The organism is Nocardioides sp., assembly GCF_044226305.1.
Taxonomy (GTDB): domain Bacteria; phylum Actinomycetota; class Actinomycetes; order Propionibacteriales; family Nocardioidaceae; genus Nocardioides.
In genome coordinates, this window is record NZ_JBGAHF010000008.1 from 154,497 (window position 1) to 178,833 (window position 24,337).

At 71.9% G+C, this 24,337-nt stretch carries 21 protein-coding genes and 1 tRNA gene; 12 read left to right on the forward strand and 10 right to left on the reverse strand.

The annotated features are described in order from the left end of the window. Nucleotides 1-25: 25 nt before the first annotated feature. Nucleotides 26-1,495 carry an LCP family protein gene (locus ACILQ5_RS10710; protein WP_395657985.1) on the forward strand — a complete coding sequence of 490 codons (1,470 nt, stop codon included), beginning with the start codon at nt 26-28 and terminating at the stop codon, nt 1,493-1,495. A gap of 26 nt (nt 1,496-1,521) precedes the next feature. Here ACILQ5_RS10710 and ACILQ5_RS10715 read toward each other — a convergent pair whose 3' ends face one another. The 4 genes from ACILQ5_RS10715 to ACILQ5_RS10730 form a co-directional block, all read right to left on the reverse strand. Beyond that, nucleotides 1,522-3,210, reverse strand: coding sequence for a CHAP domain-containing protein (locus ACILQ5_RS10715; protein ID WP_395657986.1), 1,689 nt, complete (start codon nt 3,208-3,210; stop codon nt 1,522-1,524). Nucleotides 3,211-3,394: 184 nt separating this feature from the next. After that, entirely contained in the window at nt 3,395-5,680 is a 2,286-nt protein-coding gene (gene katG, locus ACILQ5_RS10720) for a catalase/peroxidase HPI (RefSeq protein WP_395657987.1), read from the reverse strand. Between the two features lie 2 nt (nt 5,681-5,682). Further along, a complete protein-coding gene (locus ACILQ5_RS10725; protein ID WP_395657988.1) occupies nt 5,683-6,159 on the reverse strand; it encodes a Fur family transcriptional regulator in 477 nt (158 codons plus the stop codon). A 119-nt stretch (nt 6,160-6,278) separates the two neighbouring features. After that, nucleotides 6,279-6,364, reverse strand: a tRNA-Leu gene (locus ACILQ5_RS10730). A 92-nt stretch (nt 6,365-6,456) separates the two neighbouring features. On the opposite strand from ACILQ5_RS10730, the gene ACILQ5_RS10735 reads away from it, so the two are divergent. Then, complete coding sequence (locus ACILQ5_RS10735; protein ID WP_395657989.1) at nt 6,457-7,782, forward strand: M20/M25/M40 family metallo-hydrolase; 1,326 nt, start codon at nt 6,457-6,459, stop codon at nt 7,780-7,782. Between the two features lie 60 nt (nt 7,783-7,842). Here ACILQ5_RS10735 and ACILQ5_RS10740 read toward each other — a convergent pair whose 3' ends face one another. Next, entirely contained in the window at nt 7,843-8,061 is a 219-nt protein-coding gene (locus tag ACILQ5_RS10740) for a DUF5703 family protein (protein WP_395657990.1), read from the reverse strand. 42 nt (nt 8,062-8,103) lie between these two features. Continuing rightward, on the reverse strand, nt 8,104-9,054 hold the full coding sequence (locus ACILQ5_RS10745) for an aldo/keto reductase (RefSeq protein WP_395657991.1): 951 nt from the start codon (nt 9,052-9,054) through the stop codon (nt 8,104-8,106). A 119-nt stretch (nt 9,055-9,173) separates the two neighbouring features. On the opposite strand from ACILQ5_RS10745, the gene ACILQ5_RS10750 reads away from it, so the two are divergent. Then, complete coding sequence (locus ACILQ5_RS10750) at nt 9,174-10,001, forward strand: undecaprenyl-diphosphate phosphatase (protein ID WP_395657992.1); 828 nt, start codon at nt 9,174-9,176, stop codon at nt 9,999-10,001. Between the two features lie 22 nt (nt 10,002-10,023). On the opposite strand, the gene corA is transcribed toward ACILQ5_RS10750, so the two are convergent. Next, nucleotides 10,024-10,995, reverse strand: a complete 972-nt coding sequence (corA, locus tag ACILQ5_RS10755) for a magnesium/cobalt transporter CorA (protein WP_395657993.1) — start codon at nt 10,993-10,995, stop codon at nt 10,024-10,026. A gap of 32 nt (nt 10,996-11,027) precedes the next feature. Between corA and ACILQ5_RS10760 the strand changes: the two genes are divergently transcribed. The 4 genes from ACILQ5_RS10760 to mshC are packed head-to-tail and all read left to right on the forward strand — an operon-like array spanning nt 11,028 to nt 14,367. Continuing rightward, on the forward strand, nt 11,028-11,744 hold the full coding sequence (locus ACILQ5_RS10760; protein WP_395657994.1) for a histidine phosphatase family protein: 717 nt from the start codon (nt 11,028-11,030) through the stop codon (nt 11,742-11,744). Nucleotides 11,745-11,754: 10 nt separating this feature from the next. Further along, nucleotides 11,755-12,333: a DUF3090 domain-containing protein gene (locus ACILQ5_RS10765; RefSeq protein ID WP_395657995.1), complete on the forward strand. Its 579-nt coding sequence runs from the start codon at nt 11,755-11,757 to the stop codon at nt 12,331-12,333. Then, nucleotides 12,330-13,106, forward strand: coding sequence for an SCO1664 family protein (locus ACILQ5_RS10770; RefSeq protein WP_395657996.1), 777 nt, complete (start codon nt 12,330-12,332; stop codon nt 13,104-13,106). Before ACILQ5_RS10765 ends, ACILQ5_RS10770 begins: the two co-directional genes overlap by 4 nt. Nucleotides 13,107-13,128: 22 nt before the next feature. Then, entirely contained in the window at nt 13,129-14,367 is a 1,239-nt protein-coding gene (gene mshC / locus ACILQ5_RS10775; RefSeq protein WP_395657997.1) for a cysteine--1-D-myo-inosityl 2-amino-2-deoxy-alpha-D-glucopyranoside ligase, read from the forward strand. 486 nt (nt 14,368-14,853) lie between these two features. Here the strand turns inward: mshC and ACILQ5_RS10780 are convergent, their stop codons facing one another. Together ACILQ5_RS10780 and ACILQ5_RS10785 are read right to left on the reverse strand one after the other, a co-directional pair. Continuing rightward, a complete protein-coding gene (locus tag ACILQ5_RS10780; RefSeq protein ID WP_395657998.1) occupies nt 14,854-15,414 on the reverse strand; it encodes a hypothetical protein in 561 nt (186 codons plus the stop codon). 83 nt (nt 15,415-15,497) lie between these two features. After that, nucleotides 15,498-16,346 (reverse strand): PAC2 family protein, encoded by an 849-nt coding sequence (locus tag ACILQ5_RS10785; RefSeq protein WP_395657999.1) that lies wholly within the window; start codon nt 16,344-16,346, stop codon nt 15,498-15,500. A gap of 219 nt (nt 16,347-16,565) precedes the next feature. Between ACILQ5_RS10785 and metH the strand changes: the two genes are divergently transcribed. The 5 genes from metH (at nt 16,566) to ACILQ5_RS10810 (ending at nt 23,444) form a co-directional block, all read left to right on the forward strand. Beyond that, a complete protein-coding gene (gene metH / locus ACILQ5_RS10790; protein ID WP_395658049.1) occupies nt 16,566-20,210 on the forward strand; it encodes a methionine synthase in 3,645 nt (1,214 codons plus the stop codon). Nucleotides 20,211-20,214: 4 nt separating this feature from the next. Beyond that, the gene (locus tag ACILQ5_RS10795; protein WP_395658000.1) at nt 20,215-20,898 is read left to right on the forward strand and encodes an HAD family hydrolase; all 684 of its coding nucleotides are present in this window, start codon (nt 20,215-20,217) and stop codon (nt 20,896-20,898) included. Between the two features lie 118 nt (nt 20,899-21,016). After that, nucleotides 21,017-21,430, forward strand: a complete 414-nt coding sequence (locus ACILQ5_RS10800; protein WP_395658001.1) for a hypothetical protein — start codon at nt 21,017-21,019, stop codon at nt 21,428-21,430. A gap of 38 nt (nt 21,431-21,468) precedes the next feature. Then, nucleotides 21,469-22,821, forward strand: coding sequence for a sensor histidine kinase (locus tag ACILQ5_RS10805; protein WP_395658002.1), 1,353 nt, complete (start codon nt 21,469-21,471; stop codon nt 22,819-22,821). After that, nucleotides 22,818-23,444 carry a response regulator gene (locus tag ACILQ5_RS10810; protein WP_395658003.1) on the forward strand — a complete coding sequence of 209 codons (627 nt, stop codon included), beginning with the start codon at nt 22,818-22,820 and terminating at the stop codon, nt 23,442-23,444. Before ACILQ5_RS10805 ends, ACILQ5_RS10810 begins: the two co-directional genes overlap by 4 nt. Here the strand turns inward: ACILQ5_RS10810 and ACILQ5_RS10815 are convergent. Beyond that, the gene (locus ACILQ5_RS10815) at nt 23,373-24,305 is read right to left on the reverse strand and encodes a RecB family exonuclease (protein WP_395658004.1); all 933 of its coding nucleotides are present in this window, start codon (nt 24,303-24,305) and stop codon (nt 23,373-23,375) included. The two genes, ACILQ5_RS10810 and ACILQ5_RS10815, sit on opposite strands and share 72 nt — an antisense overlap. Nucleotides 24,306-24,337 lie beyond the last annotated feature (32 nt).

Genomic DNA, 24,337 nt, shown 5'->3' on the forward strand with positions numbered 1-24,337 from the left:
CGGCGGACGCCGCGGGAGGGTGCACATGTCGACGTCGACGGACACGGTCGAGCCTCCAGCGCGCCCTCGACACCGGGCGCCGCAGCCCCGACGGTCGTTCCGGCGGGCGCGGACCCTCGGCGGTGCCCTCGGCGTGACCGTGCTCGGAGCCGCCGTCCCCGGGGCCGGCTACCTCTGGACCCGTCGCCGTCTGGGCTGGGCCGTGCTGGCGGTCTTCGTCGCCGGCCTCGGCGTCCTCGCCTACTACGCGCAGGACTGGCACCGCTTCATCGACATGGCGTTCGACCCCACCCGGCTGCGGGTCGCCGCGGTCGTGCTGGGCGTGCTGTTCCTCGGCTGGGCGTTCACCGTGGTCACGACCTACGTGATGGTCCGGCCGCTGCACCTGAACCGACTGGAGAAGACCCTCGGGGCCGTCGTGGTGTCGCTGCTGTGCGTGCTGGTGGCCATCCCCGCCGTGCAGGGCGTGCGGATCGCGAACACCCAGGCCCACTTCGTGGCCACCGTCTTCAAGGGGGAGAAGACCGCGACCGTCCCCCACGACGCCACCGTCGCCGACCCGTGGGGCGGCCGGGACCGGGTCAACGTGCTGCTCCTCGGCGGCGACGGCGGCGTCGGCCGCACCGGCATCCGCACCGACTCGGTGATCCTGCTGAGCATGGACACCCACACCGGCAAGTCGGTGATGTTCAGCCTGCCGCGCAACATGATGAACGCCCAGTTCCCGGCCGACAGCCCGCTGCACCAGGTGTTCCCCGACGGCTTCCGCTCCTCCGACCCGGCCGCGGACCCCGGCAACTGGATGCTGAACGCCGTCTACAGCCAGGTCCCGGCGCTCTACCCGCACATCCTCGGCGACTCCGAGAACGAGGGTGCCGACGCGGTCAAGCAGGCGGTCGCCGGCAGCCTCGGCACCCACGTCGACTACTACGTCCTCATCAACCTGCTCGGCTTCCAGCAGCTGGTCGACGCCATCGGCGGGGTCACCGTCAACATCAACGAGCCGATCGCGATCAACGGCAACACCGACGCCGGCATCCCGCCGACCGGCTACCTCCAGCCCGGGCCGGACCAGCACCTCGACGGCTTCCACGCCCTCTGGTACTCCCGGGGCCGCTGGGGCTCCGACGACTACGAGCGGATGCTCCGCCAGCGGTGCATGGTCGACGCCATCATCGAGGAGGCCGACCCGCTCAACGTGCTGCGCCGCTACCAGGCGCTGGCGAAGGCGGGGGAGGAGATCCTGCGCACCGACGTCCCCCGCGAGCTGATGCCGGCCTTCGTCAACCTCGCGCTGAAGGTGAAGGGCACCCACGTCCGGTCGGTGCCGTTCGTCAGCTCCGACAAGTTCTACTCCGGCGACCCGGACTTCACCTGGATGCAGTCGGTGGTGGCCAAGGCGCTCGCGCCGCACCACGGTCGCGGCGGCGCGAAGGACGACCCGGGTCGGGCGGTCCGCACCGAGGACGCCTGCGGCTACCACCCGGTGGGCTGAGGCGGCCAGCCACGAGCCGCCGGTCGTCAGGGGACGCGGACGTCCCGGGTGACCACGAGGCGGTGGACGGTGTTGCTGCCGCCGTACCGCACGGTCAGCGTGCGCGGGCCGGGCGGGAGGTCGGTGAGCACGACCGTGGCCGCGCCGTTGCGCAGCGTCGCCGTCCGGGCGACACCCGCGACGCGCACCACCACCGGGCCGGTCACGACGTCGACGCCCGGCGCGACGAGGCTCATCGTGATGCGCAGCCCATGACGGGCCGTCAGGCGCTCGACCTGGGTCCGCATCCGGGGGTCGGACCGCACGGCGACGGTCGGGTCGGAGTCGACGACCGTGGCGGTGTAGCCGGGGCGGGTGAGGGTGATCCTCGCCGAGAGCCGGCTGCCCAGGTCCACGTTCTGGATCTGGTACGACGTCCCGGTGGCACCCTCGATCGGGACACCGTCGCGCAGCCAGCGCACGTCGACGGCGGCGTCGGCGGGCCGGAAGGCGCCGGTGTCGACGGTCAGGACCTGGCCGAAGGTGACGAGCCCGTGGATCGTCGGAGGAGCGGTGACGGTGAACGTGCCCGGCGCCACCGGCTCGGTGGCCGCGGCCGCGGCGCTCACCGGCTCGTAGCCGGCTCGGGTCGCCGTGACGGTCGCGGAGATGGAGGTGCCGACCAGGTCGGGGGTGAGGGCGAGCGTGGCGGCTCCCGAGACCCCCTCGATCGGCTGCCCGTCGGCCAGCCACACCACGTCGAGCGCGTCGGGAGTCGGCGACCACACGCCGGTGTCCAGGGTGAGCTCGGAGTCCACCTGCGCCCGGCCGGAGATGGTCGGCGCGGTGACGTTCTTCAACGTGCCGGGCAGCACCGGCTCGGTCGCTGCGGACCTGGCGGTGCGGGAGGGGAACCCGAGCTTGGAGGCGGTGGTCGCGACCGTGATGGTCTGGTCGATGCGGGCCTGAGTCAGGCGGAGGGTGCTCCGGGTGGCGCGGGCGATCCGGTGCCCGTCGGCGAACCACTGGTAGGAGACCTTCACGTCGGACGGCGTCCAGCTGCCCGGGGTGCTGCTGAGGACCGATCCCACCTTGGCCACGCCGTCGATCACCGGGGCCGCCTGGTTGGCCAGGGGGCGGTCGTTGAAGTGGATGAAGCCGCTGGGCCAGTTGCCGCTCGCGCGGGTGACGACCGCCCACGAGAAGTCACCGCCCCAGCTGTCCTGGGAGATGATCACCTCGTCGTCGGAGACCACCTTCTCGACGTACGCGACGTGGCCGACCGAGCCGGCCGGACCGGCGTTGGCCTTCCACCAGGCGACGGCGCCGACGCGCGGCACGTCGTCGGTGATGTCCGGCATCGAGGTGCCCCAGTACATCGCGTTGCCGCCGCCCGACCAGGGCCGGGTGTTGGGCATCCCGCTGCGCACCATCCGGTAGGCGGCGTAGTTCGTGCAGTTGTGGCCGCTGTACATGCGCCAGTACATCTTGTCGTTCGCCTGGGCGTAGCCGGCGTTGCCCATCCCCTTCTCGCGGCAGTCCTGGTAGCCGTAGCAGAGGTAGGAGCTGCGCTTGAAGACCGCGTCCGGGCCGCGCGTGCGGCTGCCGTGGTCGCCCACCGTGGCCGCCTGCGCCGTGCTCGGGGCGAGCACGAGCAGCCCCGCGACCAGTGCCCCGACGAGGGCAGCGACCAGGGGCGCAGACAGAGGCGTGAGCAGCCGGTTGCGCAGCGACACGCCTGGGAGTCTAGGGACAGATGCGGACTCGTGGGAACAGTGTGACGCAAATTGTCAAGGATCTTGTCCGGCGTGTCCGGTTAAATCACAACCGTGTCATTCGTGCTCGCCGCGCGTTCCGGACGCGCGAGGGCCCGGCCGCGTGGTGCGGCCGGGCCCTCGGCGGCGGTGCGGTCGCCCCGACTCAGGCGAGGTCGAAGCGGTCCAGCTCCATGACCTTCACCCAGGCGGAGACGAAGTCGGCGACGAACTTCTCGTGGGCGTCGGCGCTCGCGTAGACCTCCGACAGCGCCCGCAGCTGCGAGTGCGACCCGAACGCCAGGTCCACGGCCGTCGCGGTCCACCGGACGTCGCCGCCGGCCAGGTCGCGGATCTCGTAGACGTTCTCCTCCGACTCCGAGGCCTTCCACTGCGTGCCGGGGGCCAGGAGGTTGGCGAAGAAGTCGTTGGTCAGCACGCCCGGACGCTCGGTGAGCACGCCGTGCTGCGAGCCGCCGACGTTGGCGCCGAGGGCGCGCAGGCCCCCGACCAGGACCGTCATCTCGGGAGCGCTGAGGTCGAGCATGTAGGCACGGTCGACCAGGAGGACCTCCGGCTGCAGCTTCACGCCGGCCCGCAGGTAGTTGCGGAACCCGTCGGCGCGTGGCTCCAGGACGGCGAACGACTCGACGTCGGTCTGCTCCTGGGTCGCGTCGGTCCGGCCGGGGTGGAAGGGCACCTCGATCGCGACGCCCGCGTCTGCGGCGGCCTTCTCGACAGCGGCCGAGCCGGCGAGCACGACCAGGTCCGCGACGGAGATCTGCGCGCCGCCGGCGGCGTTGAACTCGCTCCGGATGCCCTCGAGCGTCTCGAGGACGTGCGCGAGCTGCTCGGGCTCGTTGGACTCCCAGCCGCGCTGGGGCTCGAGGCGGATCCGGGCGCCGTTCGCCCCGCCGCGCTTGTCGGTGGAGCGGAAGGTCGCCGCGGACGACCAGGCCGTCGAGACGAGCTGCGCGACCGAGAGCCCGGACCCGAGCACCTTCGCCTTCAGCGCCGCCACGTCCTCGGCGCCGACCAGCTCGTGGTCGACGGCCGGCACCGGGTCCTGCCAGGGCTGCGCCTCGGGCACCCAGGGGCCGAGGTAGCGCTCGACCGGACCCATGTCGCGGTGGAGCAGCTTGTACCAGGCCTTGGCGAAGGCCAGCGCGAACTCGTTCGGGTTCTCGAGGAACCGCCGCGAGATCTTCTCGTACGCCGGGTCGAACCGCAGCGCGAGGTCGCTGGTCAGCATCGTGGGCTTGCGCTTCGGCGAGTCCGGCGTCGGGCCGGGGATGATGTCCTCGGCGTCCTTCGCGACCCACTGGTGGGCGCCGGCCGGGCTCTTCGCCAGCTCCCACTCGTAGGCGAAGAGCAGCTTGAAGAAGTCGTTGCTCCAGCGCGTCGGCGTCGTGGTCCAGGTGACCTCGAGGCCCGAGGTGATCGCGTCGGCGCCCTTGCCGGAGCCGAACGAGCTGCGCCAGCCCAGGCCCTGGTCCTCGACCGGGGCCGCCTCCGGCTCGGGGCCGACCAGCGCGGCGTCGCCGGCGCCGTGGGTCTTGCCGAACGTGTGGCCGCCGGCGATGAGGGCGACGGTCTCCTCGTCGTTCATCGCCATCCGTGCGAACGTGTCGCGGATGTCGCGCGCCGAGGCCACCGGGTCGGGGTTGCCGTTCGGGCCCTCGGGGTTGACGTAGATCAGGCCCATCTGGACCGCGCCCAGCGGGTCGGAGAGGTCCCGCTCGCCGCTGTAGCGCTCGTCGCCGAGCCAGGTGTCCTCCGGACCCCAGTAGATCTCCTCCGGCTCCCAGACGTCGGGCCGGCCGAAGCCGAAGCCGAAGGTCTGGAAGCCCATGTCCTCCAGGGCCACGTTGCCGGCGTACACCAGCAGGTCGGCCCAGGAGATCTTCTGCCCGTGCTTCTGCTTGACCGGCCACAGGAGGCGGCGGGCCTTGTCGAGGTTGGCGTTGTCGGGCCAGCTGTTGAGGGGGGCGAAGCGCTGGGCGCCGTCGCCGGCGCCCCCGCGGCCGTCGTGGATGCGGTAGGTGCCGGCGGCGTGCCAGCTCATCCGGATCATCAGCCCGCCGTAGTGGCCGAAGTCGGCGGGCCACCAGTCCTGCGAGGTGTTGAGGACCTCGACGATGTCGCGCCGGAGCTCGGCCAGGTCGAGCTCGGCGAACGCCGCCGCGTAGTCGAAGTCCTCACCCAGCGGGTTGGCGCGCGGCGAGTGCGCGTGGAGCACCGACAGGTCGACCTGCTCGGGCCACCAGTCCTTGTTGGTGCGGGGGCGGTTCGCCTTGACGGTCGGCGGGTCGATCGCCGGGTTCTCGCTCTCGCTGCCCTGGGCGGTCGCCGAGTCGTGCATGACCGGGCAACCCTCCTCCGCCTTGCGGTCGACCCCCTGCGGGCTCGCGCCCTCGGTGGGGGCGGTCACGTTGTCCTGGCTGTCGGTCATAGTCAACCTTTCGGGCTGGGTTCGGTGGCGGGAGATGACGCCGGAGATGACGCCGGAGATGACGCCGAGCAGTCGGGGCAGGTGCCCCAGTAGACGACCTCGGCCTCGTCGATCGTGAAGCCGTGGTCGTCCGACGCGGTCAGGCAGGGGATGTCGCCGACGGCGCAGTCGACGTCGGCGATGACGCCGCAGGAGCGGCACACGACGTGGTGGTGGTTGTCGCCCACCCGCGCCTCGTAGCGGGCCAGGGCCCCCGAGGGCTGGATGCGGCGCACCAGCCCGGCGGCCGACAGGGCTCGCAGCACGTCGTACACCGCCTGGTGGGAGACGTCCCCGAGGACCTCGCGGGTCGCGTCGATGACGGTCTCGGTGTCGGCGTGCGGGTGCCGGTGCACGGCGTCGAGGACGGCCGTGCGGGGTCGGGTGACCCGCAGCCCCGCGTCGCGCAGCGCCTGCTCGTAGTCGGCCGGCGCGTGCATGGCAGCACTCTGGCGCACTTTCTTGAATCATTCAAGAACTGTTCCCGTGAGAGGAACGAGGTCGCCGGGGATGTCGCCCGAAATGAAGAAAAGACCCCGTGGAGCCGGGGCCTTTCCAGTGTCCGAGGGGGGACTTGAACCCCCACGCCCTAATACGGGCACTAGCACCTCAAGCTAGCGCGTCTGCCAATTCCGCCACCCGGACGAGTGCGGGTGGAACATTAGCAAAGGGGCAGCCGAACCCACGCATCGGCACGACCCGGTTGCCGGACCCGGATCCGATGACATGCTGGAGGCATGACGGACGCTCACGTGGACCCCGATGTGGACCCCGCCGGCGAGGTCGTCGAGCTCTGCCGCGACCTGATCCGCATCGACACCTCGAACTACGGCGACGAGGACGGCCCGGGGGAGCGGAAGGCGGCCGAGCACGTCGCCGCGCTGCTCGACGAGGTCGGGATCGAGTCCCGGCTCTTCGAGGTCGACTCGGGCCGGACCTCGGTGGTCGCCCAGTGGGGCGGGACGTCCACGACGGGACAGGGCGGGCTGCTCCTGCACGGCCACCTCGACGTCGTACCGGCGCGGGCCGAGGACTGGCAGGTCGACCCGTTCTCCGGGGAGGTCCAGGACGGCTACGTCTGGGGCCGGGGTGCGGTCGACATGAAGGACTTCGACGCGATGCTGCTCTCCGTGGTGCGGGCGCGGCAGCGCTCCGGGCGGGTGCCGTCGCGACCGATCACGCTGTGCTTCACGGCCGACGAGGAGGCGGGCGGCCACCACGGCGCCCAGGTGCTCGTCGAGCAGCACGCGGAGGAGCTCGAGGGGTGCACCGAGGCGGTCGGCGAGGTCGGTGGCTTCAGCGCCACCGTCCGGGGGCGCCGGGTCTACCTCGTCGAGGCGGCCGAGAAGGGCATGGCCTGGCTGCGCCTCACCGCCCACGGGACCGCCGGCCACGGGTCGATGATCAACCGCGACAACCCGGTGACGACGATCGCCGCGGCGGTCGCCCGGATCGGTGCCCACGAGTGGCCGGTCCGGCTCACCCCGGCGATGAGGACCCTGCTCGCCGCGGTCGGCGAGCTCGCCGGCGAGGAGGCCACCCCCGAGAACGCCGAGGCGCTCGTCGAGGAGTTCGGCAGCGCCGCCCGGATGCTCGGCGCGGTCATCCGCAACACCTGCAACCCGACGATGCTCGGGGCCGGCTACAAGGTGAACGTCGTCCCGTCCGAGGCCACGGCCCACGTCGACGGCCGCTTCCTGCCCGGCTACGAGGACGAGTTCTTCGCGACCCTCGCCGAGCTCGTCGGCGACGGGATCGAGATCGAGGCGCTGTCCCACCAGCAGCCCTGGGAGACGCCGTACGACGGCGACCTGGTCGACGCGATGACCCGCTCGCTGCTCGCCGAGGACCCGGACGCGATCGTGGCGCCGTACCTGATGAGCGGCGGCACCGACGCGAAGCACTTCCGCAAGCTCGGGATGCGCTCCTACGGCTTCGCGCCACTGCGGCTGCCGGCCGACCTGGACTTCACCGCGCTGTTCCACGGGGTCGACGAGCGGGTCCCGGTCGACGCCCTCGAGTTCGGGGCACGCGTGCTCGACCGGTTCCTCGACGACGTCTGACCGCGAGTCGGCGCTGCTGTTGCGCGTGCGGTCATCTGCGCCGGCTCGGCGTCGGTCGGGTCAGGCGGTGCGGACGGCCCGGATGATCTTGCGCCGCAGGATCACCCGGCGGGTGCCGTCGGCGCCGATCCGGACCCGGTCCAGCTCCCAGCCGCCGTGCTCGGCGCGCTCGACCAGCGCCTTGGTGACGACGTTGCGCGGGAACTCGCGGGAGAAGGTGACCTTCTCGAACTCCCACTCCACCCCGCGGGTGGGTGGGCGGTGCCACGCACGGGTCATCGGGCCTCCTCGGGTCCTGGCTCCTGCCGTCAGCTCCTGGTGTCAGTCTGCCGAAACGTCGTCGAGCGCGCGCACGATCTCGTCGGGGAGGGTGAGCTCCTCCACACCGAGCGCCCCACGCAGCTGGGCGGCCGTGCGGGCGCCGATGATCGGCGCGGTCACGCCCGGCCGGTCGCGCACCCACGCGAGGGCGACCTCCAGCGGCGTCCAGCCCAATCCGTCGGCGGCCCGGGCGACCGCCTCGACGATGCTCGCCGACTGCTCGTCGAGGTAGGCGTTGACGAAGTCCGCGAAGTGCGTGGACGCCGCTCGCGAGTCCGACGGCGTGCCACTGCGGTACTTGCCGGTCAGCACGCCGCGGCCCAGCGGCGACCAGGGCAGCACCCCGAGCCCGAGCGCGGCCGCGGCGGGCAGCACCTCGTGCTCGACCGCCCGGTTGAGCAGGGAGTACTCGACCTGGGTCGACGCCAGGGGGGTGCGCCCCGGCACCGCCCGCTGCCAGGTGGCCGCCTGTGCGGTCTGCCACCCGGAGTAGTTCGACACGCCGACGTATGACGTGCGCCCGCTGCTCACGGCGGCGTCGAGCGCGGCGAGCGTCTCCTCGACCGGGGTCTCGTCGGACCAGATGTGCACCTGCCAGAGGTCGACGTGGTCGGTCCCGAGCCGCCGCAGCGAGGCGTCCAGGGTCGTGAGCAGGTGGCCCCGGGAGGTGTTGTACTCCCGGCCTCCGCCACGCCCGGCGTTGATGCCGGCCTTGGTCGCGAGCACCACCTCGTCGCGGGCGACCACGTCGCCGACCAGGGTGCCGATCAGCTCCTCCGAGGCGCCGTTGCCGTAGCCCGCGGCGGTGTCGAGGAGGGTGCCCCCGGCCTCCGCGAACGCGATCAGCTGGTCGCGCGCCTCGTGCTCGTCGGTGTCGCGCCCCCAGGTCATCGTGCCCAGGCCGAGCCGGGACACCGTCAGGCCGGTCGAGCCGACACGCCGCTGCTGCATGGGAGAGAAGGTAGCCAAGCAGCCGCCGTCCGGCGGCCCCGGCTCGCCGTTCATGTTCCGCACAGGTGCCGACCCGTAGGCTGGCGCCCGCCTTCCCGCACCCACCCGAAAGCGAGTCGATGGACTACTTCGACGCCGTCGTCCTTGGCATCGTCGAGGGGCTCACCGAGTTCCTCCCCATCTCCAGCACCGGTCACCTCACGATCGCCGAGAAGGCGCTCGGTCTCGACCTCGCCGACCCGGCGGTCACCGCCTACACCGCGGTCATCCAGATGGGGGCGATCGCGGCGGTGATCGTCTACTTCGCGAAGGACATCGGGCGGATCGCGAAGGCGTGGTTCCTCGGCCTGTTCAAGCCCGAGTACCGCGGCCACCTCGACCACCGGATGGGCTGGTACGTCATCGTCGGCACCATCCCGGTGGGCATCGCCGGGCTGCTCCTCAAGGGCGTCATCACCGGTCCGCTCAGGTCGCTGTGGGTGGTCGCCGCCGCCCTGATCGGCTGGAGCGTCGTGATGTGGGCGGCCGAGCGGGTGGCCCGCCAGGACCGTTCCGAGAAGGACCTGCGGCTCCGCGACGCCGTCGGCATCGGCCTGATCCAGGTGCTCGCCCTGATCCCCGGGGTCTCCCGGTCCGGGGCCACCATCTCCGGCGGCCTGTTCCTCGGGCTCGACCGGGTGACCGCGACCCGGGTCAGCTTCTTCTTCTCGATCCCCGCCCTGGTCGCCGCCGGCCTCTTCGAGCTGCCCGACGCCATGGACGGCGACATCGGGCTCGGCGTCGCCCTGGTCGGGATCGGCGTCGCGTTCGTCGTCGCCTACGCCACGATCGCCTGGCTGCTGCGCTTCGTCGCCGGGCACCCGATCACCTGGTTCATCCCGTACCGCGTCGCCCTCGGCCTGCTGCTCATCGGCCTCCTCGCGACCGGCGTGATGGCCCCGACCTGAGCCGCTCGACCCGCGGCCCGGCCTAGAGCCAGCCGGAGCGCTTGAACATCACCCAGAGGAAGCCCGAGATGGCCACCATGAGGAACAGCGCGAACGGGTAGCCCGCGTGCCAGCCGAGCTCGGGCATGTGGCGGAAGTTCATCCCGTAGATCCCGGCGATGAGCGTCGGCGGTGCGATCAGCCCGACCCAGGCGGAGATCTTGCGCATGTCGTTGTTCTGCTGGACCGAGATCTGCGCCAGGTGCGCGTCGAACGCGGTCGACAGCAGCCCGTCGAGCGAGTCGACGGTCTCCGCGACCCGCGCGAGGTGGTCGGCCACGTCCCGGAAGAACGGCGCCGCCTTGTCGGGGACGCCGGCCACCGAGCCGGTCGCCAAACGGCCGAGCGGCTCGCGCAGCGGCAGCACCGCCCGGCGTACCTCGGCCAGCTCGCGCTTCAGGACGTAGATCCGCGCCGAGTCGTTCGTGCGCCGGTCGGAGAACACCGAGCTCTCGATCTCGTCGACGTCGACGACCAGCTCGTCGACGACGTCGAGGTACTCGTCGACGACGCGGTCGACGATCGCGTAGAGGACCCCGCCGGAGCCGTGCCGCAGGACGTGCCGGCTGGCCTCGAGCTGCTCCCGGGCCGTGTGCAGCTCGCTGCCCTCCCCGTGCCGGACGGTCACGACGAAGGTGTCCCCGATGAACATCGCGATCTCGCCGGTCTCGACGGCGTCCTTCTCGTCGACGTACCAGAGCGTCTTGAGGATCACGAACACGAGCTCGTCGAAGCGCTCGAGCTTCGGGCGCTGGTGTGCCTTGACCGCGTCCTCGACCGCCAGGCGGTGCAGGCAGAAGACCTCGGCGACCTCCGAGATCTCCGCCTCGGTCGGCTCGTACATGCCGATCCAGACGAAGTCGCCGGGCTCCGTGGTGCGGGTGCGCAGCTCCCGCCAGTCGGGGCTGTCCTCGATGCGGGCGCCGTCGCGGTACAGGGCGCAGTCCACGATCACGGGGCCAACCTAGCCCCACTACAGTCGCCGGCATGGCAACCCTGATCCTCGTCCGGCACGGGCGTACGACGGCCAACGCGTCGGGCACCCTCGCGGGCCGGCTGCCGGGCGTCCGCCTGGACGAGGTCGGCACCGCGCAGGCGGAGCGCACCGCCGAACGGCTCGCACCGGTCCCGCTGGTCGGCGTGGTCACCAGCCCGCTGGAGCGGTGCCGGCAGACCGCCAAGGCGGTCCGCGCAGCGCAGGGCGGCTCGCCCCCGCTCACGAGCGAGCGGGGCATCACCGAGTGCGACTACGGCGACTGGGCCGGGCGGCCGATCAAGGAGCTCGCGAAGGAGAAGCTGTGGTCCCTGGTGCAGACGCAGCCGTCCGCAGCCGCGTTCCCCGGGGGCGAGGCGATGACGGCGATGCAGGCGCGAGCCGTGGCCGCCGTACGCCGGCTCGACGCGGCGTTCGAGGCCGAGCACGGCCCCGGCGCGACCTGGGTGGCGGTCAGCCACGGCGACGTCATCAAGTCCGTGCTGGCCGACGCGCTGGGCATGCACCTCGACCTCTTCCAGCGGCTGCACGTGGACCCGGCGTCGGTCTCGATCATCCGCTACACCGCCACCCGGCCCTACGTGCTCGCGACCAACACCCACGCCGGCGACCTGTCCTGGCTGGCCCCGCCGCCGCGCCGCAAGGGACGCGGATCCCGGAGCTCGGACGCGGTGGTCGGTGGGGGAGCCGGCCCTTCGGCGACGGCCTAGGGTGAACGGCATGCCACCTCTCGTCCACGGATTCGACCCGCCGGAGCGGTTCGTCACCGGCACCGTCGGCCCGCCGGGCCAGCGCACGTTCTTCCTGCAGGCACGGGCCGGCACGCGGGTCGTGAGCGTCGCCCTCGAGAAGCAGCAGGTGCAGGCGCTGGCCGAGCGCATCGACGAGCTCCTCGACGAGGTGATGACCAACGAGCGCAACGACGCCCTGATCCCCGCGGTCGCGCCGCTCGGCCTCGACGACTCGGCCCCGCTGGAGCAGCCGATCGAGGAGGAGTTCCGGGCCGGCACCATGACCCTGTCCTGGGACCCCGACGACCAACGGGTCGTGATCGAGGTCTTCCCGTTCACCGAGGCGGCCGTGATCACCCCCGACCAGCTCGACGAGGACTTCGAGGAGCCCGAGCCCGACGAGGTCCTGCTCGTCCGCCTGGAGCCCGGGCCCGCGCGGGCGTTCGTGAAGCGCGCCGAGCAGGTCCTCGAGGCCGGCCGACCCAGCTGCCCGTTCTGCGGCAACCCCATCGACCCGGACGGCCACCTCTGCGTCCGGGCCAACGGCTTCCGGCGACGGGACCCGTGACCCAGCCGGTGCGGGGGCCCGACCTGGCGGAGGGCGAGCTCGTGCTCCACGGACGGGTGATGCCGGCGTCCAACGCCACCTTCGTCGGGGAGATCGAGGGCGTCCGCGTCGTCTACAAGCCGGTCGCCGGAGAGCGGCCGCTGTGGGACTTCCCGACCGGCACGCTCGCCGACCGCGAGCGCGCGGCGTACCTGGTCTCCGAGGAGCTCGGCTGGAACGTCGTCCCGGAGACCTGGCTGCGCGACGGTCCGCACGGGCGGGGGATGGTGCAGCGCTGGCAGGAGCCCGACGAGGAGCAGGTCGCGGTGACCCTGGTGCCGGAGGGCGAGGTGCCCGAGGGCTGGCGGCACGTGTTCGACGGGCTGGACGGCCACGACCGGCCGATCTCGCTGATCCACGAGGACACCGCGCCGTTGCGGCGGATGGCGGTGCTCGACGTGATCATCAACAACGCCGACCGCAAGGGCGGCCACGTCCTCGAGATGAGCGACGGCCACCGCTACGGCGTCGACCACGGGGTCACCTTCCACTCCGAGCACAAGCTCCGGACCGTGCTGTGGGGCTGGCTCGGCGAGCCCCTCACCGCCGAGGAGGTGCTCGCCGTCGAGACGGTCGGCGCGCAGGCCCACGGCACGCTCGGCGACGTGCTCGCCGCGCACCTCAGTGACCTGGAGATCGAGGCGCTCGCCCGACGCTGCGAGCGGTTCGTCGCGCGTGGGGTGATGCCGTCGCCGCGCGGGGAGTGGCCGGCCATCCCGTGGCCGCCTTTCTGACCCCACTGGATAGTCTTCGCGCATGCGCTCGTGGCCGTCCCCGGACATCCCCACCCTGTCCGTCGCCGGTCCGCCGGTGGCGCTGCACGACACCCCATCGGGGGACCGGGTCACGACCACCCCGGACGGCCCGGCCCGGCTCTACGTCTGCGGCATCACGCCGTACGACGCCACGCACCTGGGCCATGCCGCGACGTACGTCGCCTTCGACCTGCTCAACCGGGCCTGGCGCAACGCCGGCCACGGGGTCACCTACGTCCAGAACGTCACCGACGTCGACGACCCGCTCCTGGAGCGGGCCGCGAAGGTGCACGTCGACTGGGTCGAGCTCGCCGAGCGCGAGACCGAGCTGTTCCGGCAGGACATGGCCGCGCTGCGGGTCCTCCCGCCCGACCACTACGTCGGCGCGGTCGAGTCGATCCCGCTGGTCATCGACCTGATCGGCCGGCTCGAGGCCGTGGGGGCGATCTACCGGGTCGAGGACGACCTCTACTTCTCGGTCACTGCCGACCCGGCGTTCGGGGCGGAGTCGGGCTGGACCCGCGAGCGGATGCTCGAGGTCTACCCGGAGCGCGGCGGCGACCCGGAGCGTCCGGGCAAGAAGGACCCGCTCGACTGCGTCGTGTGGCGCGGCCGGCGCGAGGGCGAGCCGTCGTGGGAGAGCCCGTGGGGTCCGGGCCGACCGGGCTGGCACGTCGAGTGCACCGCGATCGCGCAGGAGCACCTCGGCGGCGCCTTCGACGTCCAGGGCGGGGGCAGCGACCTGGTCTTCCCGCACCACGAGATGTGCGCCGGCCACGCCCAGGTGGCGGTGCCCGGGACCCCGTTCGCGCAGGTCTACAGCCACGGCGGGATGGTCGCCTACGACGGCGAGAAGATGTCGAAGTCGCGGGGCAACCTGGTCTTCGTCTCGGCGCTGCGCAACAGCGACGTCGACCCGATGGCGATCCGGATGGCGCTGATGCGGCACCACTACCGCTCCGACTGGGAGTGGACCGACGACGAGCTGTGGACCGCCGTCGACGACGTCGACCGCTGGCGGCGGGCGCTGTCGCTGGGCGCCGGTGCCCCCGCGGGGCCGGTCGTCGAGGAGGTCCTGGCCGCGCTCGCCGACGACCTGGACGCGCCGCGCGCGCTGGCCGCGGTCGACCGCTGGGTGGCGGCGACCCTCGGCACCGACGGGCTCGCGGACACCAGCGACCCGGACGCCGGAGCGACGGTCCTCAGGCTGGCCGACGCGGCCCTCGGCATCCTGCTCTAGCCGGACGGATCGGCGCTCACGGCCGGGGGCACGTCGTACGCCCGGCTGCCCGGGCGACCGGGACGTATGACGTCCCGCGGGGCCACCCGGGCGGTGCCGCCAGCTGCCGGATCTGCTGAGTTGCGGATGTCGCAACGCAGCGGTCGGTGAGCCACCTTTCAAGCGTTGGGTTTGGTGGAACACTCACCGCTGCCCCGGGTCGGCGCCGACCGCCGGTGAGCTGTCCACCGATCTACTCCGCGAGAAGGTGGACAGCGCACCGCCGCCTGAGATCCGGATCTGCCGCAGAGCGGGCGTGTTGCGCGTGCGGCGGACAGGCGGGGTCTACCTCCCAGCGCTTCTCCCACCTTCCGGTGGAACCCGTCGCTGTCTCTTACCTGCTGGGATGACCGAGCGCGACGATACGACCACACCCAGCGATCTGCCGCGAGCCGGGCGCTAGCCGGGCGCGATCGTGCAAGGCGGGGCCTGGGCAGCGCTCGCTGGCTAGGCGGGGTCCCGGTGCAGCGGGGCGGGATCGCCGTACCCGACCTGCCGCACGGCTCCGGGCAGCGCGTCGAAGAGCGCCTCGGACACGGCTGCCGAGCAGCCCACGGTGAACTCGATCTCCTCATCGGCCTCGCACGCCAGGCACCAGGCCCGATCCTCGGGCCACACCAGGTGCGGTTCCTGGAAGTGGCCCCGGGCCGTCCCGAACCACGCCAGGGCCGGGGCGTCTCTGAGGACACTGACAGGACCCGTGAACACCAGCATCGGCCGGTGAGGGATCTCGAGGCGTGGCGCAACCGGAGCCGGGGTCCAGGCGGTCCAGCCCTCCCAGATCGCCGCGTACCCGGCCGAAGGCGTGGCCGTGTGGACGGCGAGGACCTCGAGGACCCGCCGCATGACAAGGTGCTCCCCGTCGACCTCAGGGTCGTCCGGCTGCGCGGTGAAGGCGATGCGCACGTACGCCTCGAAGCCCGGGGGACCGTAGCGAACCAGGTCCCGCCAGGCAGCCGGGGCCGAGAGGAGCCACTCCCCGGCATCCGCACTCGTCGCTTGTCGCACCGGACTCACGCAACGAGTGTCTCAGCGACCGAGGTCGGACAACGCGGCACACCAGGGACGCACCCCGTCAGTCAGCCCGTCGGTCAGTCCTCGTCCTGGCGGCGCTTGAGATAGCGCTCGAACTCGCGGGCGATGGCCTCGCCGGAGGCCTCGGGGAGGTCGGTGGTGTCGCGGGTCTCCTCGAGCGCGCGGACGTAGTCGGCGACGTCCTCGTCCTCCTCGGCGAGCTCGTCGACGCCGCGCTCCCAGGCGCGGGCGTCCTCGGGCAGGTCGCCGAGCGGGATGGAGGCCTCGAGCAGGTCCTCGAGCTGTCCGAGGAGCGCGAGCGTCGCCTTCGGGCACGGCGGCTGCGCGACGTAGTGGGGGACCGCCGCCCAGTAGGACACCGCCGGCACGTCGATCTGGATGCAGGACTCCTGGAACACGCCGACGATGCCGGTCGGACCCTCGTAGGTGGACTGCTCGAGCTTGAGCCGGTCGACCAGCTCGGGCTCGGTCGCGGTCCCGGTGACCGGGATCGGGCGGGTGTGGGGGGTGTCGGCCAGCAGGGCGCCGATGGTGACGACCAGGGTGCCGCCGAGCTCCTCGCAGGCCGCCAGCAGCTCGGCGCAGAACTGGCGCCAGCGCATGTTCGGCTCGATCCCGCGGATCAGGACGACGTCGCGGTCCAGCTCCGGAGGCGAGGCGATCGCGATGCTCGTGGTCGGCCAGGTGATCCGGCGGTGACCCAGGGCGTCGGTCCCGACGACGGGCCGGTTGACCTGGAAGTCGTAGAAGTCCTCGGGGTCCACGGCACCGATCGTGCGAGCGCCCCAGACCAGCATGAGGTGGTCGACGACCGCGGACGCGGCGTCCGCCGCGTCGTTCCAGCCCTCGAACGCCGCGATGACGATCGGGTCCACCAGGTCCGGGACGTCCTCCAGCTCGATCACCTCACCCAGCGTAGTCGGCTCCGCGATTTCCGCGGCCGGGATCGCCGGTGTCACGATCTGGGAAGCAGGTCCGGTACGTGGAACGGGTTCCTAGGCTGGGAACCACCGAGAGGAGACCCGTTGTCCCAGAGGCCGTCGTCATCGACCGGGTGGCGTCCCGACGCCACCGAGGAGCTCACGCGCGCCCTGCGCGAGCGGATCCTCGTCATCGACGGAGCGATGGGCACCGCGATCCAGCGGGACCGGCCCGACGAGGCCGGCTACCGCGGGGACCGGTTCCGGGACTGGCACCAGGACCTGGTCGGCAACAACGACCTCCTCACGCTCACCCGGCCGGACATCATCGCCGGCATCCACCGCGAGTACCTCGAGGCCGGCGCGGACCTCATCGAGACGAACACCTTCAACGCGACCGCGGTGTCGCTGGCCGACTACGGCATGCAGGACCTCTCCTACGAGCTCAACCTCGAGTCCGCGCGCCTGGCGCGCCACGAGGCCGACGCCGTCGCGACCGCCGACCGGCCGCGGTACGTCGCCGGGGCCCTCGGCCCGACGACGCGGACCGCCTCGATCTCGCCGGACGTCAACGATCCCGGCGCTCGCAACGTCTCGTTCGAGCAGCTGGTGGCGGCGTACCTCGAGGCCTCCCGTGGCCTGCTCGACGGCGGCGCCGACCTGTTGGTCATCGAGACCGTCTTCGACACCCTCAACGCCAAGGCGGCGATCTTCGCCGTCGAGCAGCTCTTCGAGGAGACCGGTCGCCGCTGGCCGGTCATCGTGTCCGGGACGATCACCGACGCCTCCGGCCGCACCCTGTCGGGGCAGACGACCGAGGCGTTCTGGAACTCGGTGCGGCACGTCCGGCCGCTCGCGGTGGGCCTCAACTGCGCGCTCGGCGCGAAGGAGATGCGTCCCTACATCGCCGAGATGTCGCGGGTCGCGGACACGTTCGTGTCCTGCTACCCGAACGCCGGCCTGCCCAACGCCTTCGGTGAGTACGACGAGGCCGCCGAGGAGACCGCGGCGGTCGTCGGCGAGTTCGCCCGCAGCGGGTTCGTGAACCTGGTCGGCGGCTGCTGCGGCACGACGCCCGCGCACGTCGCGGCGATCGCCCGTGCCGTCCGGGACCAGGCGCCGCGGACCGTGCCCGAGGTCGCCCCGGCGATGCGGCTGGCCGGTCTCGAGCCCTTCACGCTCGACGGGTCGAGCCTGTTCGTCAACGTCGGCGAGCGCACCAACATCACCGGCTCGGCGAAGTTCCGCAACCTGATCAAGGCCGGTGACTACGACAGCGGTCTGGCCGTCGCCGCCCAGCAGGTCGAGAACGGCGCGCAGGTCATCGACGTCAACATGGACGAGGGCATGATCGACGGCGTCGCCGCGATGGACCGCTTCCTCAAGCTGGTCGCCAGCGAGCCCGACATCAGCCGGGTCCCGCTGATGGTCGACTCGTCCAAGTGGGAGGTCATCGAGGCGGGCCTGCGCACGATCCAGGGCAAGCCGATCGTGAACTCGATCTCGCTCAAGGAGGGCGAGGAGAAGTTCCTCCAGCAGGCGCGGCTCTGCCGGCGGTACGGCGCGGCCGCGGTCGTCATGGCCTTCGACGAGGACGGCCAGGCCGACAACCTCGAGCGCCGCAAGGCGATCTGCGAACGCGCGTACCGGATCCTCGTGGACCAGGTCGGGTTCCCCGCCGACGACATCATCTTCGACCCGAACGTGTTCGCGGTGGCCACCGGCATCGAGGAGCACGCGTCGTACGGGCTCGACTTCATCGAGGCGACGCGCTGGATCAAGGAGAACCTGCCCGGCGCGAAGGTCTCCGGCGGCATCTCCAACGTCAGCTTCTCGTTCCGCGGCAACAACCCGGTGCGCGAGGCGATCCACGCGGTCTTCCTCTACCACGCGATCCGGGCCGGCCTGGACATGGGCATCGTGAACGCCGGCGCCCTGGTCCCGTACTCCGAGGTCGAGCCCGAGCTGCGCGACCGGATCGAGGACGTCGTGCTGAACCGGCGGCCGGACGCCGCCGAGCGGCTGCTCGAGATCGCCGAGGAGCACAACCGGACCGGCGAGGCCGTGGAGGCGACCGCCGAGGAGTGGCGCGCGCTGCCCGTGTCCGAGCGGATCACGCACGCGCTCGTGAAGGGCATCGACGCCCACGTCGAGCTCGACACCGAGGAGCTGCGCCAGGAGATCGCCGCGCGCGGCGGGCGGCCCATCGAGGTGATCGAGGGACCGCTGATGGCCGGGATGGACGTCGTCGGCGACCTGTTCGGCTCCGGGAAGATGTTCCTCCCGCAGGTGGTGAAGTCGGCCCGTGTCATGAAGAAGGCGGTCGCCTACCTGATCCCGTTCATCGAGCAGGAGAAGCTCGACAACCCCGAGCTCGCGACGGCCAAGGAGACCAACGGCACGATCGTCATGGCCACGGTCAAGGGCGACGTGCACGACATCGGCAAGAACATCGTCGGCGTCGTGCTTCAGTGCAACAACTACGAGGTCATCGACCTCGGCGTGATGGTGCCGGCCCAGAAGATCCTCGACACCGCCGCCGAGGTGGGCGCCGACCTGATCGGTCTCTCCGGCCTGATCACGCCGTCGCTCGACGAGATGGTCGGGTTCGCGACCGAGATGCAGCGGCTCGGGCTGGAGATCCCGCTGCTGATCGGCGGCGCGACCACCTCGCGCGCGCACACCGCCGTCAAGGTCGACCCGAAGTACGACGGCCCGGTCGTGTGGGTGAAGGACGCCTCGCGCTCGGTGCCGACCACGGCCGCGCTCCTGCACCCGGGTCGCCGGGAGAAGCTGCTCGCCGACGTCCAGGAGGACTACGACGCGCTGCGGGCCCGGCACGCCGCCAAGTCCGACCGCCCGCAGCTGTCCTACGAGGACGCCCGGGCCAAGGCCACCCCGATCGACTGGACCGGCTACGAGCCGCCGGCCCCGCGGCGGCCCGGGGTCCACGTCCTCGAGGACTACGACATCGCCGAGCTGCGTGAGTACATCGACTGGCAGCCGTTCTTCAACGCGTGGGAGATGAAGGGGCGCTTCCCCGACATCCTCAACAACCCCTCCACCGGCGAGGCCGCCCGCCGGCTCTACGACGACGCGCAGGCGATGCTCGACCGGATCATCGAGGAGCGGTGGCTCACCGCGCGCGGCGTCCTCGGCCTGTTCCCGGCGAACGCCGACGGCGATGACGTCGTGGTGTACGCCGACGACTCGCGCTCGGAGACGCGGGCGGTGCTGCACCAGCTGCGCCAGCAGGGCGAGCACCGGCCCGGCGTGCCGAACCGGGCGCTGTCGGACTACGTCGCGCCGGTCGGCACCGGGTTGCGCGACCACGTCGGCGGCTTCGCCGTCACCGCCGGGATCGGCCTCCCGGAGCGGGTCCAGCAGTTCAAGGACGACCTCGACGACTACTCGGCGATCCTGCTCGAGGCGCTGGCCGACCGGCTCGCCGAGGCGTTCGCCGAGCGCCTCCACCAGCGGGTCCGCACCGAGTTCTGGGGGCACGCGGCGGACGAGGAGCTGACCCAGGACGACCTGCTGGCCGAGCGCTACACCGGGATCCGGCCAGCGCCGGGCTACCCGGCCTGCCCCGACCACACCGAGAAGCTGACGCTCTGGGAGCTGCTCGACGTCGAGGCCAGCACCGGGATCCGGCTCACCGAGTCGATGGCGATGTGGCCGGGCGCGTCGGTGTCGGGGGTGTACTACAGCCACCCGCAGGCGCAGTACTTCGTCGTCGGACGCCTCGGCCGGGACCAGGTCGCGGCGTACGCCGAGCGCAAGGGCTGGACCCTCGCCGAGGCCGAGAGGTGGCTCTCGCCCAACCTCGGCTACGACCCCGATGACTGACCCGATGACCGACCCGGCGACCGGGCCGGCCGCCACGTCGCCGGAGCTGCCCCGCGCGGTCCTCTGGGACATGGACGGGACCCTCGTCGACACCGAGCCGTACTGGGTCAGCACCGAGTACGAGCTCGCCGAGCGCCACGGCGGGCGGTGGAACGACGCGGACGCCCTCACCCTGGTGGGCAACGACCTGCGGTCCTCCGCTGTCTACATCCAGGAGCACATGGGGATCGACGTCGGCGTCGACCAGATCGTCGACGAGCTCCTGGACGGCGTCGTGCGCCGGGTGGCGGAGGAGGTCCCGTGGTGCGCGGGCGCCCTCGACCTGCTCGCAAGACTCCGGGAGGACGGCGTCCCGTGCGGGCTGGTGACGTCGTCCCACGACCGGTTCGTCGCCCCGATCGTCGGTCACCTGCCGCCCGAGACCTTCCGGGTGGTGGTCACCGGCGACCGGGTCGAGCAGGGCAAGCCGCACCCAGAGCCCTACCTGACGGCCGCGGCCGCCCTGGGCCTGCACCCGGCCGACTGCCTCGCGATCGAGGACTCCAACACCGGGACGAAGTCGGCCGAGAGCGCCGGCTGCCTGGTCCTCGTCGTCGAGAACCACGTGCCCGTCCTGCCCGGCGAGCGGCGCGTCATGGCCGACACGCTCGAGGGGATCGACCTCGCCTGGGTGTGGTCCCAGCAGTAGTGCAGCCGGACTAGTCATGGTCCTAGTACCAACGGACAATGGCGGTCCACACGCAGGTGGAGAAGGATCGAGTCATCAGGGGGGCAAGTCGTCCCTGGTTCTTCAGGAAGCAGGTTCGATGATCGTCCGGCGCAGTCCCGCCATCGTGCTCATCCTCGCGTTGAGCGCAGCGGCCCTGTCAGGTGCTCCGGCCCTGGCAAAGGATGGCGGGACTGCGAAGGACGTCGACCGCGACACCTGCGATCCGGGATCGGCAAGCCACGCCAAGCTCCGAGTCGACACCCTCGACGACAACTCCTCGCGCCTCATGGTCGTCGGGACCGTCTGGAGCGACGACAGTGACGTGTGGGCCTGGCGCCTCAAGCACAACGGCGACCTGTCGGACGACGGGAAGGCCCGTGGCGACGAGGACACCGACCTCAGCTTCCGGGTCATCAGGTCGATGATCAACTTCAACGGCACGGACGACATCGTGTTCCGCGCCGAGAACCAGCGGACCGGTGAGGTCTGCCGCACGACCGTCTCCTATTGAGCCCTATCCTGGCGGGACCTCGTCGAAAGGTCCCACGGTTGAGATTCCTGAGAAGCCCGGTCACGGTCTTCCTGGTCATCGGTCTCATCACGGCCGCAGCGATCCTCGCCGGGACCAACATCCTGGCCGACCGTGCGGCCTCCGACGAGGCGATCGCGGAGGCGCAGGCGACGACCAAGATCATCGCGCAATCGGTCGTCGGGCCCGCGATCCCGCCGGCGATGGCGGACGCACGCTCGGAGAGCGCGGACGACTACTACGGCATGCTCGACGAGGCCGACCGCGAGATCCAGGCCAGCCTTCACTACACGGACCGACCGTTCCTCATCAACGTCTGGTCCCGTGATGGCCGGCTCATCTACTCCTCCAAGCTCCCCATCCTGCTGGGCCAGGACCAGATCCACCTGAACCTCGACGAGGACCAGCGGCGCGTCCTGCGCGAGGGCGGAACGGGCTACGAGCGCGCCGACCCCGCCCGTCCCGTGGACCGTGCCGCGGCAGGCACCAAGGGCATGGTGCGCATCTACGCCACGGCCGTCCCGTCGGGACCACGAGGAAAGCTCGCGCTCGAGAACACACTGACGAAGCCCAAGCACGTTCTCGTGGAGGCCTACTTCCCCAGCACCGAGCTGGGTGCGCGGAGGGCCCAGATCTTCGACTCGTTCCGATGGATCACGGTCGGCGGCCTCGTGCTGCTGATGATGGTCGCCACCGGCCTGCTCGTGGCGCTGACCCGTCAGGTCCGCCGCGGCGCTCGCGAGCGGGAGCGGCTGCTCCAGTCCGCGATGGACGCCTCCGACGCCGAGCGCCGGCGGATCGCCCGCGACCTGCACGACGGCGTGGTCCAGGACCTGGCCGGCACCGCGTTCTCCGTGGGGGCCGTCTCGCGCATGCCCGACCTGCCCGAGGAGGCCCGGGAGCCGTTGTCCGGGGCGGGGACCTCGCTGCGCGGCAGCCTCAAGTCGCTGCGGTCGCTCCTGGCGGAGATCCACCCGCCGGACCTGCGGGCGGACGGGCTCGCGGCGGCGCTCGGCGACCTGATCGCCCCAGCCGGCACCGTCGGCATCCAGGCCTCCGTCAGCGTCCACGGCACCGAGGGGGCGACCGACGAGCAGGCGGCGCTGGTGTGGCGGGTGGCCCAGGAGGCCGTGCGCAACACCATCCGCCACTCCGAGGCCTCGACGCTGGCCGTCACCGTGCGCGGCGACGGTGACCGGCTGACCCTCGAGGTCGTCGACGACGGGGTCGGGTTCGACCCCAAGGTCGCCCGGCCGGAGAGCTTCGGGCTGCGCGGCCTGCGTAGCCTGGTGGCCGACAACGGGGGCGTGCTCGAGGTGCGCTCCGCCCCGGGGGAGGGCACGACCGTGCGCATGGAGGTGGGGGCCCGATGACCGCGCCCGTGAGAGTGGTCCTGGTCGACGACCACGCCGTCATCCGCGCCGGCCTGCAGCAGCTCCTCAGCGGGACCGACGACATCGAGGTCGTGGGCACGGCGGCCAACGGCGCGGAGGCGCTCGAGGTGGTGCGCCGGATCCGCCCCGACGTGGTCCTCATGGACCTGCAGATGCCCGACGTGGACGGCGTCACCGCGACCCGCAACATCATGGCCCAGCAGCTGGGGGTCGACGTGCTCGTGCTGACGTCGTTCTCCGACAGCGAGCGGATCGTGGCCGCCCTGGACGCCGGCGCCGTCGGCTACCTGCTCAAGGACGCCGACCCCGAGGACGTGCTCCAGGGCATCCGGGCGGTCAGCCGCGGGGAGTCACCGATCCACCCCAAGGCCGCCCGTGCCCTCCTCGGTGTCCGGGCCACCTCCAACCACCAGGTCCAGCTGACCTCGCGCGAGACCGAGGTGCTCGGGCTGGTCCGGGAGGGGCTGGCCAACAAGCAGATCGCCCGGCGCCTCGACATCAGCGAGCGCACCGTCAAGGCGCACCTGACGTCAGCGTTCGCCCGGATCGGCGTCGCGGACCGGACCCAGGCCGCCCTCTGGGCCGAGCGCAACGGGCTCTGACGCGTCGCCGGCGGGCTGCGGCAGCGGCGGGGGAGTGCCGCCGAACGCGGGGCACAGCGCCTGGTGGGCGCACCAGTCGCACAGCCGCCCCGGGCTCGGCTGCCAGTCACCCGACTCCTCCGCCTGCCGGATGGCCCGCCAGATCGCCTCGACCTTGCGCTCGGTGGCCCGCAGGTCGGCCTCGTCGGGCACGTAGCGCAGCATCTCGCCGTTGCCGAGGTAGACCAGCTGCAGCATCGCCGGCACCACCCCGCGGGTCCGCCAGATGACCAGCGCGTAGAACTTCATCTGGAACAGCGCCTTGGCCTCGAACATCTCGCTGGGGCTCGCGCCCGACTTGTAGTCGACGACGCGGATGGCACCGTCGGGCGCGACGTCGAGACGGTCGATGAACCCGCGCAGCAGCAGCCGCGACTCCAGCAGAGCCTCGACGTACAGCTCGCGCTCCGCCGGCTCGAGCCGCCGCGGGTCCTCGAGGGTGAAGTAGCGCTCGAGGACGGTGCGGCACGACGTCAGCCACTCGGTCGCCGCGGCTCCCTCGTCGGGGCCGAACATGGCGCCGAGCTCCGGCTCCTCGGCCACCAGCGCGTCCCACGTCGGCTCGAGCATCCCGTCGGCCTGCTCGGGGGTACGGCGCTCGGCGGGCAGGTCGAAGAGGTCCTCGAGGACCTTGTGCACCAGGGTGCCGCGGACGGCGGCCGGCGAGAACGGCTCGGGCAGCCTGTCGATGGTGCGGAACCGGTAGAGCAGCGGGCAGCTCAGGAAGTCGCCGGCCCGGCTGGGGGAGAGCGCACCGAGGACGTCGACCCCGTCGACCGGGGTGCCGACCCGGGTCGCCGGTGACTCCTGCTCCACACTCACAGGGCCGACCCTAGGACAGCCCGCCGACAGTG

What these genes read in the sequence shown, in the direction of transcription:
- ACILQ5_RS10725 (WP_395657988.1), bottom strand. Translation starts at nt 6,159, where the DNA reads ATGCACGCGCCGGCCGACTACGAGCAGGCGCTGCGCGACGCGGGGCTG.
- ACILQ5_RS10710 (WP_395657985.1), top strand. Translation starts at nt 26, where the DNA reads ATGTCGACGTCGACGGACACGGTCGAGCCTCCAGCGCGCCCTCGACAC.
- ACILQ5_RS10760 (WP_395657994.1), top strand. Translation starts at nt 11,028, where the DNA reads ATGGCAACCCTGATCCTCGTCCGGCACGGGCGTACGACGGCCAACGCG.
- ACILQ5_RS10750 (WP_395657992.1), top strand. Translation starts at nt 9,174, where the DNA reads ATGGACTACTTCGACGCCGTCGTCCTTGGCATCGTCGAGGGGCTCACC.
- ACILQ5_RS10810 (WP_395658003.1), top strand. Translation starts at nt 22,818, where the DNA reads ATGACCGCGCCCGTGAGAGTGGTCCTGGTCGACGACCACGCCGTCATC.
- metH (WP_395658049.1), top strand. Translation starts at nt 16,566, where the DNA reads ATGGGCACCGCGATCCAGCGGGACCGGCCCGACGAGGCCGGCTACCGC.
- ACILQ5_RS10735 (WP_395657989.1), top strand. Translation starts at nt 6,457, where the DNA reads ATGACGGACGCTCACGTGGACCCCGATGTGGACCCCGCCGGCGAGGTC.
- ACILQ5_RS10795 (WP_395658000.1), top strand. Translation starts at nt 20,215, where the DNA reads ATGACCGACCCGGCGACCGGGCCGGCCGCCACGTCGCCGGAGCTGCCC.
- mshC (WP_395657997.1), top strand. Translation starts at nt 13,129, where the DNA reads ATGCGCTCGTGGCCGTCCCCGGACATCCCCACCCTGTCCGTCGCCGGT.
- ACILQ5_RS10800 (WP_395658001.1), top strand. Translation starts at nt 21,017, where the DNA reads ATGATCGTCCGGCGCAGTCCCGCCATCGTGCTCATCCTCGCGTTGAGC.
- katG (WP_395657987.1), bottom strand. Translation starts at nt 5,680, where the DNA reads ATGACCGACAGCCAGGACAACGTGACCGCCCCCACCGAGGGCGCGAGC.
- ACILQ5_RS10765 (WP_395657995.1), top strand. Translation starts at nt 11,755, where the DNA reads ATGCCACCTCTCGTCCACGGATTCGACCCGCCGGAGCGGTTCGTCACC.
- ACILQ5_RS10740 (WP_395657990.1), bottom strand. Translation starts at nt 8,061, where the DNA reads ATGACCCGTGCGTGGCACCGCCCACCCACCCGCGGGGTGGAGTGGGAG.
- ACILQ5_RS10745 (WP_395657991.1), bottom strand. Translation starts at nt 9,054, where the DNA reads ATGCAGCAGCGGCGTGTCGGCTCGACCGGCCTGACGGTGTCCCGGCTC.